The sequence below is a fragment of the Paraburkholderia sp. genome, from assembly GCF_036488505.1.
Taxonomy (GTDB): Bacteria; Pseudomonadota; Gammaproteobacteria; order Burkholderiales; family Burkholderiaceae; genus Paraburkholderia.
Genome location: NZ_DASXHN010000368.1, coordinates 1 through 7,492, shown reverse-complemented (window position 1 = coordinate 7,492; position 7,492 = coordinate 1). Strand labels below are relative to the sequence as shown.

Below are 7,492 nucleotides of genomic sequence, written 5' to 3'. Positions count from 1 at the left end.
CGGCACGTCGATGCACTTGCCCGAGCAGTCGTAGGTCCAGCCGTGATAGTCGCAGCGGATCGATTCGCCATCGACGACCCCCTGATGCAGTGGCACCTGCCGGTGCGCGCAGCGGTCTTCGAGCGCGAACACCTTGCCGCTCTGAGTCCGCGCGAGCACGATCGGCTCGCCGGCGAAGGTCACGCCGAGCGTCTTGCCGCGCTTCACCTCGTGCGACCACGCGAGCGGATACCAGTAATTCGGATGGATCGCGACGCGGCGCAGGTCGCGCACCGGCGCGCCGCTGCTTGCATGGCCGGCGGCGTGCGCGCCGGATTGCGATGTGGAAGAAGGGGAAGAAACGGGATTCGATGACGCCGCCTGAGCCGTCGTCGCGGCGTCGGCTGCGTCGGCGATGTCTTGTTCAAGCGGGGGAACAGCATGCATAGCTCAAACCTCCGGGCAGCAGCGAATGGAAGGTTGCCGCCCTGCATGTCGAGGCCGGCATCGTGTCGCCAGTCTACTAGAAGCAGCCGCTGCCTGGGTCCGCTTACAGGCTGTAACCCGTGCCGCCGCACGGGTTGCCGGTGCGCACCCCGCGCGCTGTGAACGAGCTGCGTTCGCGGTGCGCGTGCCGCGGAAAAAATGACCCCCGCGCGGCGCTCAACGGTCCTGCTCATCGCCCGCTGCTTGCCGCTTGCTGCTGGCCGTTCACGGCTTGCTGCTTGCCGCTGGCCGATCGTGCTCACCGCTCGTCGCCCGGAACCAGACCGGTGCGCCGCTGCACGCCCCACGCGCGGCCGCCGCGCAAGAAATGCAGCCAGCCGAGCGCCGCGCCGAGGTGGCGCGCGAGCTGGAACGTAAACGGTTCGGCGACGGCCGCGAGCATCGCCATGCCGAGGCTGTTGCCGCTGCGCTGGCCGGTCCAGCGCCGGTACAGATGGATGCTCCACAGATAGAAGGCCAGATCGAGCGCCGTTTTCAGGCCGATCACGCTGAAGATCGACACGACGATCGCGCCGTGCCCGCCGAACAGGAAGCCGAGCAGCAACGCGAACGCGGTGAGCCCGTAGATCGGCTGCATCGTGTCGAACGCCTTGACCGGCAGCATCAGCGTGCCGAGCGTGCCGTAGCGCGAATTGCCGGTCATGTCGCGATTCCAGTACTGCGTCTGCAGGAAGCCCGCGAACCAGCGGCGGCGCTGACGCAGAAAACTCGCGAGGTTATCGGGCGCATCGGTGCGCGCATGCGCTTCGCCGATCACGCGCACGTCCCAGCCGAGGCCGTGATCGACCGAGTAGCGGCGCAACCGGTGAATCAGCTCGTAATCTTCGACGAGGCATTGCGGGTCGAAACCACCGACCTCGACGAGCGCCTGGCGCCGAAACGACGCGAATGCGCCGGAGATCAGCAGCAGGCTGTCCGCGCGCATCCAGGCGAAACGCGCGATGAAATTGCGCATGTACTCGTAGGTCTGGAACCACTGGAACACCCGGCCCGACACCGATTGACCGCACACCGGCGTGAGGATGCCGGCCGCCGCGACCAGCTTCGGCTCGCTCGCGAACGCGGCGCGCATCGCGTAGGTGGCGTCGTCGTCGAGCAGCGTGTCGGCGTCGACCGTCATCACCGTGTCCGTCGTCATCACGGTGATCGCGGCGTTCAGCGCGCGTGCCTTGCCGCCGTGCGGCACGCGCAGCCAGAACAGATTCGAATAAAGCGAACTCGGCGCGCTCAGCACACCGTCGGCGGCCCGCGTGAGGCCGAAACGCCCGGTCAGCAGTTCGCTGGTGGAGTCTGTGGAGCCGTCATCGGCGATAACGATCTGCGCGGGGCCATGCGTCTGTCGCAGCAGCGCCGCGAGCGTGACCGGCAGCACCGCCGCCTCGTTATGCGACGCGACGATCACGCCCATGCCCGGCAATTCGCGCTGCTCGTAGTCGGGTTCGAGCGGCGGCGGGCGGCGCATCAGCGGCAGCGACTTCCACGTGACGAACACGAGCAGCAGCGAGTCGTACACGACATACGCAATGCCGGTCGACCACGCGAGCGCGCCGCGCAGAAAGAACGCGCGCGCAAACAGCACCAGCCATAGCACGACGACGCTGGCGTGGATCAACGTGCTCGACAGTGTCGTACGGCGCGGCAGGATGCGTGGCGAGGCGAGAGCCAATGCCTGTTCCAGAGTGTTGTTCAAAGCGATTGCCGGATTCGTCGAGATTACGGTTGAAAAGCCAAACGGAAAGCCACGCGTTCGATGCATGACTGCACGAGTAAAACGGCGCCATCGCTCACGGCTTCATGCGTGTCAACACCGACTTGCGATCCATCCATTCATGCTTGAGCGCGCCGCCGATATGCATCGCCAGCAACGCATAGAGCGCATACCCGAGCCATGTATGCAGCGCGCCAAAACGGTCGTGCAGGCTTTCCTTCAGCGTGGGATCAAGATTCATCACATACCCGATACGCGGCCACTGGAACAGCCCGAACCAATGCATCGGATGCGTGGCCGCGTCCTTCCACGCGGAGTCATGCAGCCAGCCCGACAACGGCAGCGCGATCATCAGCAGATACAACACGAAATGCGCGAGATGAGCCGCGATCTTCTCCCACGACGGAAATTCCCGCGGCAACGGCGGCGGCTTGTGCGACACGCGCCACAGGATGCGCAACAGTGCGAGCCCGAGCACCGTGATGCCGATCGACTTGTGCGTGTCGATCACCGGGCGCGCCCAGTCGTCGGGCAGAGAATCGGCGCTGAGAGCCAGCGCGACGTTGACGATGATCAGCAGCGCGATCAGCCAGTGCAGCGTGATCGCCGTGCGCGTGTAACGCTGCGGCGACGCCGCGGCGGTCAAATCGGTGAGGGTGTCGGCGCGAGTGTTCATCCTTGTTCCGTTTGCGAAGCCAGTAAGTACCGCGAAAGCTGTTTGAAAAACCGGTTGCGTGAAGTGGACCGCACGGCGCTGCTGGCCGCGAGGCCGGGGGGCCGGGCCCGCTGCGCGAACCGACGCGCGTCCCGTAGCAGGCTAACGCGCCTGTGCGGCGGTTTATTCCGCGCAGCGCCCATCGCCCTGTTTCAGTTCGTTTCAGGCACCGTGCGTGCCGCATTGCCCAGCGGCGCAGCCAAAGGCCGCCGCGCGATCAATGCGACAGATTCGATCCGCTCATCGAGCCAGCCATCAGCGGTTGCGTGGGCATCGAGCAATCGGTCGATGCGCGCAAGCAGCTCATCGAGCCGCGCACCGAGCCGTGCACGCGACAGACTCGACATCGACAACGCCCGCGCGCGCAACGCTTCGACCGACACCCGCCGCGTTTCGATGACCGCAATCCGTTCGAGCGCCGAAAACGCCGACTTTGCGAGGACCACGTCGTGGCTCTCCCAGCCGTCGGCCTTACGCTGGAGGCGCGCGGGATCGTCGCTCGAATATTCGTCGAGTAGCGCCCGATAAGGCGCGAGCCAGGCAATCGGCGCATCGACGACGAGCGACGTGGAGAACAGCGCCACCGCGCCGTGCGGCTCGATCAGCGTGTCCAGACGCGCGAGCGTGTCGGCCCGGTCCATCCAGTGAAACGCGCGGCCGATCACCACGAGGCGGAATTGCCCTAGCGCGTGCGACAGATCGTACGAAGCGCCGCTGCGATACGCGATGTTCGGCGCGATGCCGGCGCCGAGAGCGGCCGCGACGCGCAGCATTTCCGCTTCGGGATCGAGCGCGAGACCCGCACCGACCCACGACGAAAACGCCAGCGACAATTGACCCGGCCCGCAACCGAGATCGAGCAGCCGATGGGAGTCGCGCAGTTCGCACGACTGCGCGACGCGGCGGATCAGTTGAGGCGAATACGCGGGGCGGCCCATCAGATAGTGGGCGGCGGTGTCCTTGAAGCGGCCGGGAATGAGGGAAGCGGGAGCGATCATAGCGGTTCTGCCAGATGGCGATGAGGACGAAGAGGACCTAACGCGTGGCGTCAAGTGCTCATTATCGGCGCGTTGCCTATTTCGATGCAGGTTCGCGGGCACGTCCCCGCTCCGACTGCATTGCGGTCGAGTTCCGCGGTCGACGTCGCGAGCTTCGTGGGTGCTGCGAAGCTAGCTCAACCGCAAGCTTCGCAGCACGTCGAGAACATGCCGCGTGGGACGCTCGGCCGTGCCCGCGCGGTATGCAAGCCCCAGTTGTCGCCATAACGTGGGGCGCAGCGGTCGCGTGAGCAAACGCGCGTCGGCAAGCGCGCTGCTGCCCTCGTGCGGCAGCAGCGCCGCCCCATATCCCGCCGCCACCAGGCTCCTGATCGCGTCCGCGTAGTTGAGCTGGATACGGGGCGTCGGATGCTGGCCCGCGGCGATGAACCATTCGGCCGTCAAGCGCGCGAGCCGGGTGGTCGAATCGTTGAGGATCAGCGGTTTGGTCGCGAGCCATTGCGGCGTGATACGAGCCGGGCACTGCCAGTTCGCCGGCAGGAATGCGACGACCGGATCGCGCCGCCATCGTTCGATCGAAAGCCCTTTGATCGGCGCTTGCGGTAGCGCGACGATGCCGACATCGAGCGACTCGTCCGCGAGTCTGGCCAGCGTTTCCTGCGACGTCAGCACGGCGATTTGCACGTCGATGCCGGGATGCTCGGCCGCGAGCTTGTGCAGCGCTTGGGGCAACAGATTCGCTATCGCCGCGGTGGAAGCGCCGAGCCGAACGCGCCCGCCGAGACCCTCCGCTTGCCGGCGCACGTCTTCCAGTGCCTGTTCCGCGCCGCTCAGCAATTGACGGGCATACGCCACCAGCGTCTCGCCGATCGCCGACGGCCGCACCTGCCCGCGCTTGCGCGACAACAGCGCCGCGCCGACCCGGCTCTCGAGATCGGCAATATGCAGACTCACCGTGGGCGGAGCGAGGTGCAGCACCCGCGCGGCCTCGGCGAAGGAGCCCAGCTCGGCGATGACAACGAGGGTGCGCAGGCGGTCGAGGCTGATTTCTCGCATCGGGATCTCATCGGTCAGAAAAACTGAATCTTTGGATCAGTAAACTCAACTTTTCCAATCTTACGCTTGGATCGAAGATGGTGGCGCCGGTTTCTTCAACGCGACTATCAAAGGACATCGCCATGAATCCATCCTCTCTTCGCAGCGCCGAATCCCGGCGGGATTCGCACGATCACAAAGCCACGATCGATGACGGTGCGAGGGCATGGCTGATCGGCCTGGCTGTGACAGCTGTTCTGGCCGGTGCCATCGTGGTTGCGGCGATTTTCTGGTGGGCTACCGGCGTTCAGTCCAAAGGCAAGCCATGCCCAAACGAGCAGCCGAGTCTCAATGACGCGTTCTTCCAGGATCCTGCGGATCAGAGCGCTTTGCTCGCGTCGATTCAGGCGTGTTCGAAGTAAAGCCGGTTTGAAAAGAACCGGTCGCGGCTGGCGGCCGCGCGCCACAGATGTCCCAAATCCATTCCCCCACAGGGGAAATCCGATCTCCCGGCGTACCGCAAACACAAAACGCGGCGATAATGCCGGGCGGCCCGCCCGATTTTCCGTTCAGTATCCGGACACGCCGATGCCGCGCCGCCAGAATTTCTCTACATGCAGTCATGACCCACGCCACCGCCGATCACGCCGCCACGTCCGCCTCCGCTCCGAACTCGCCGCGCTTCCTGCTGTTCCTGATCTGCCTGTTCGCTTCCGCCGGACAGCTCGCCATCGACATCTACGTGCCCGCGCTGCCCGCGATGGCGCGTTACTTCGCGACCTCCCCGCAGGCGATCCAGACGAGCGTCACCGGCTACATGGCCGCGTACGCGTTCGGCCAGCTGATCTTCGGCCCGATCTCCGATGCATACGGCCGCAAGCCTGTACTCGCATTCGGCCTCGTCGTCTTCACGATCGGCTGCCTGCTGTCGCTGGCCGCGCCGAATCTGGAGACGTTCCTGTTCGCTCGCGCGCTGCAGGGCTTCGGCATCGCGACGACCAATCTGCTCTCGAAGGCGATCATCACCGACACCTTCGCCGGTCACGCGCTGATGCATGCGTTCACGTACATGTCGATCGCGTGGGGGCTCGCGCCGATCATCGCGCCGGTGATCGGCGCGCATCTGCAGACGCTGTTTGGCTGGCGCGCGTGCCTCGTGTTCCTGCTGATTTACTCGGTCGTAATGTGGGCGCTGCTATGGCGCTATCGCGAAACCTTGCCGCAGCGGGTGCATCTGGAGCCACGCACGCTGATCGCGAACGCGCGTAAGGTGCTCGCGAGCCCGGTGTTCCAGAGCTGCTTTCTCGCGCAGGGTCTGTGCTACAGCATCCTGCTCGTGTTCAACATCATCGGGCCGTTCATGGTCCAGACCACGCTGCACAAGCCGCCAACCTTCTTCGGCTACCTGGCGCTCGGCATCGGCATGATGTATTTCCTCGGCGGCCTGTCCAACCGTCTGCATGGGCCGCGTCTGCCGAGCACCGAGCAACGCCTGCGCATGGGAGCGCGCGTGATGGCGGCTGCGTCGCTGGCGATGCTGCTGCTTGCGCTGACCGTTGGCCTGCGCGTGTGGACGCTCGCCACACCGGTGCTCGTGATGGGCTTCTGCGCCGGCGCGATGTACCCGACGCTGATGGCCAAGGGTAATTCGCTGTTCCCGCACATCGCGGGTCTGACGAGCGCGATTCTCGGCTGTGCACTGCTGCTGGTGTCGTCGGCAATGATGGCGCTTGCCGGCTTCGTGTCGGTGCAGGTTCTTACGCCGCTCGCGCTGTTCTTCGTGGTTCTCGCGTTCGTCGTGGTCGTGATGGTGACCAAGCTGTTGCGCCATCTCGCGCAAGCGCAGCCCGCCGCGGTGGCGCGGGCGAGCGGCGAGCCCGTGTAAGGGCTCGCGCATCATCGCACCCATCACTTCATAGCAGCCGCAAACCCCCGTCGCACTCGATCACGGCGCCCGTCATAAAGCCGTTCTCGAGCAAAAACTGCAGTGCGTGCGCGACGTCGTCGGCCTTCCCGACCCGCTGCACCGGCAACGTGTCGGCTTGCTGCCGAAACAGCTCGGTCTTCACGCTGGCGGGGAATCTGTCCCACCATCGCGTATCGACGACGCCCGGCGAAACCGCGTTCACACGCAGCGGCGCGAGTTCGCGCGCGAGCGTGCCGATCATGCTTTCGAGCGCGCCGTTGATTGCGCCCAAGCCCGCCGTGCCGGGGTTGGCGATACGTGCGGAGATCGCGCTCACGAACGTCAGACTGCCATCGCGGCGCAGCGCGGGCAACGCGGCCTGCGCCGCTTCCAGTTGCGGCCAGAACTTGGCCTCGAAGCCGCGCCGCAGCGCGGCCAGATCGAGTTCGGCGAAGGGCCCGGCGCCTTCTCCGCCCGATAGCGTGATCACCAGATGATCGATGCGGCCGACGCCGCCAAAGAAGTGCTCCAGCGCGGCGCGATCGGTGCAGTCCAGCGCTTCACCCGCCACCGGTGCCCTGATGCGGCCGAGCGCGTCGTCCAGCTTCGCGCGGTCGCGGCCGACCGCCACGCCGCTCGCACCC

General features: G+C 65.8%; 8 protein-coding genes. 2 read left to right on the top strand and 6 right to left on the bottom strand.

Going from position 1 to position 7,492, the window contains the following annotated elements; translation table 11 throughout:
- The 5 genes from VGH68_RS21730 to VGH68_RS21710 form a co-directional block, all read right to left on the bottom strand.
- The coding region (locus VGH68_RS21730; RefSeq protein WP_331605769.1) for a Rieske (2Fe-2S) protein at positions 1-426 on the bottom strand (426 nt) is incomplete at its 3' end.
- Between the two features lie 298 nt (positions 427-724).
- Positions 725-2,176: a glycosyltransferase family 2 protein gene (locus VGH68_RS21725; protein WP_331605768.1), complete on the bottom strand. Its 1,452-nt coding sequence runs from the start codon at positions 2,174-2,176 to the stop codon at positions 725-727.
- 94 nt (positions 2,177-2,270) lie between these two features.
- The gene (locus tag VGH68_RS21720; RefSeq protein ID WP_331605767.1) at positions 2,271-2,870 is read right to left on the bottom strand and encodes a cytochrome b; all 600 of its coding nucleotides are present in this window, start codon (positions 2,868-2,870) and stop codon (positions 2,271-2,273) included.
- A gap of 191 nt (positions 2,871-3,061) precedes the next feature.
- The gene (locus VGH68_RS21715; protein ID WP_331605766.1) at positions 3,062-3,907 is read right to left on the bottom strand and encodes a class I SAM-dependent methyltransferase; all 846 of its coding nucleotides are present in this window, start codon (positions 3,905-3,907) and stop codon (positions 3,062-3,064) included.
- 171 nt (positions 3,908-4,078) lie between these two features.
- Positions 4,079-4,963, bottom strand: a complete 885-nt coding sequence (locus VGH68_RS21710) for a LysR family transcriptional regulator (RefSeq protein WP_331605765.1) — start codon at positions 4,961-4,963, stop codon at positions 4,079-4,081.
- 122 nt (positions 4,964-5,085) lie between these two features.
- On the opposite strand from VGH68_RS21710, the gene VGH68_RS21705 reads away from it, so the two are divergent.
- Together VGH68_RS21705 and VGH68_RS21700 are read left to right on the top strand one after the other, a co-directional pair.
- A complete protein-coding gene (locus tag VGH68_RS21705) occupies positions 5,086-5,364 on the top strand; it encodes a hypothetical protein (protein ID WP_331605764.1) in 279 nt (92 codons plus the stop codon).
- Positions 5,365-5,564: 200 nt separating this feature from the next.
- The gene (locus VGH68_RS21700; protein WP_331605762.1) at positions 5,565-6,827 is read left to right on the top strand and encodes a multidrug effflux MFS transporter; all 1,263 of its coding nucleotides are present in this window, start codon (positions 5,565-5,567) and stop codon (positions 6,825-6,827) included.
- Between the two features lie 28 nt (positions 6,828-6,855).
- Here VGH68_RS21700 and VGH68_RS21695 read toward each other — a convergent pair.
- Positions 6,856-7,492 (bottom strand): SDR family oxidoreductase (locus tag VGH68_RS21695; RefSeq protein ID WP_331605761.1); only part of this gene is annotated, 637 nt, incomplete at its 5' end.

Excerpts from the sequence above, each read along its gene's own strand:
- VGH68_RS21720 (WP_331605767.1), bottom strand. The coding sequence starts at position 2,870 with ATGAACACTCGCGCCGACACCCTCACCGATTTGACCGCCGCGGCGTCG.
- VGH68_RS21700 (WP_331605762.1), top strand. The coding sequence starts at position 5,565 with ATGACCCACGCCACCGCCGATCACGCCGCCACGTCCGCCTCCGCTCCG.
- VGH68_RS21705 (WP_331605764.1), top strand. The coding sequence starts at position 5,086 with ATGAATCCATCCTCTCTTCGCAGCGCCGAATCCCGGCGGGATTCGCAC.
- VGH68_RS21710 (WP_331605765.1), bottom strand. The coding sequence starts at position 4,963 with ATGCGAGAAATCAGCCTCGACCGCCTGCGCACCCTCGTTGTCATCGCC.
- VGH68_RS21715 (WP_331605766.1), bottom strand. The coding sequence starts at position 3,907 with ATGATCGCTCCCGCTTCCCTCATTCCCGGCCGCTTCAAGGACACCGCC.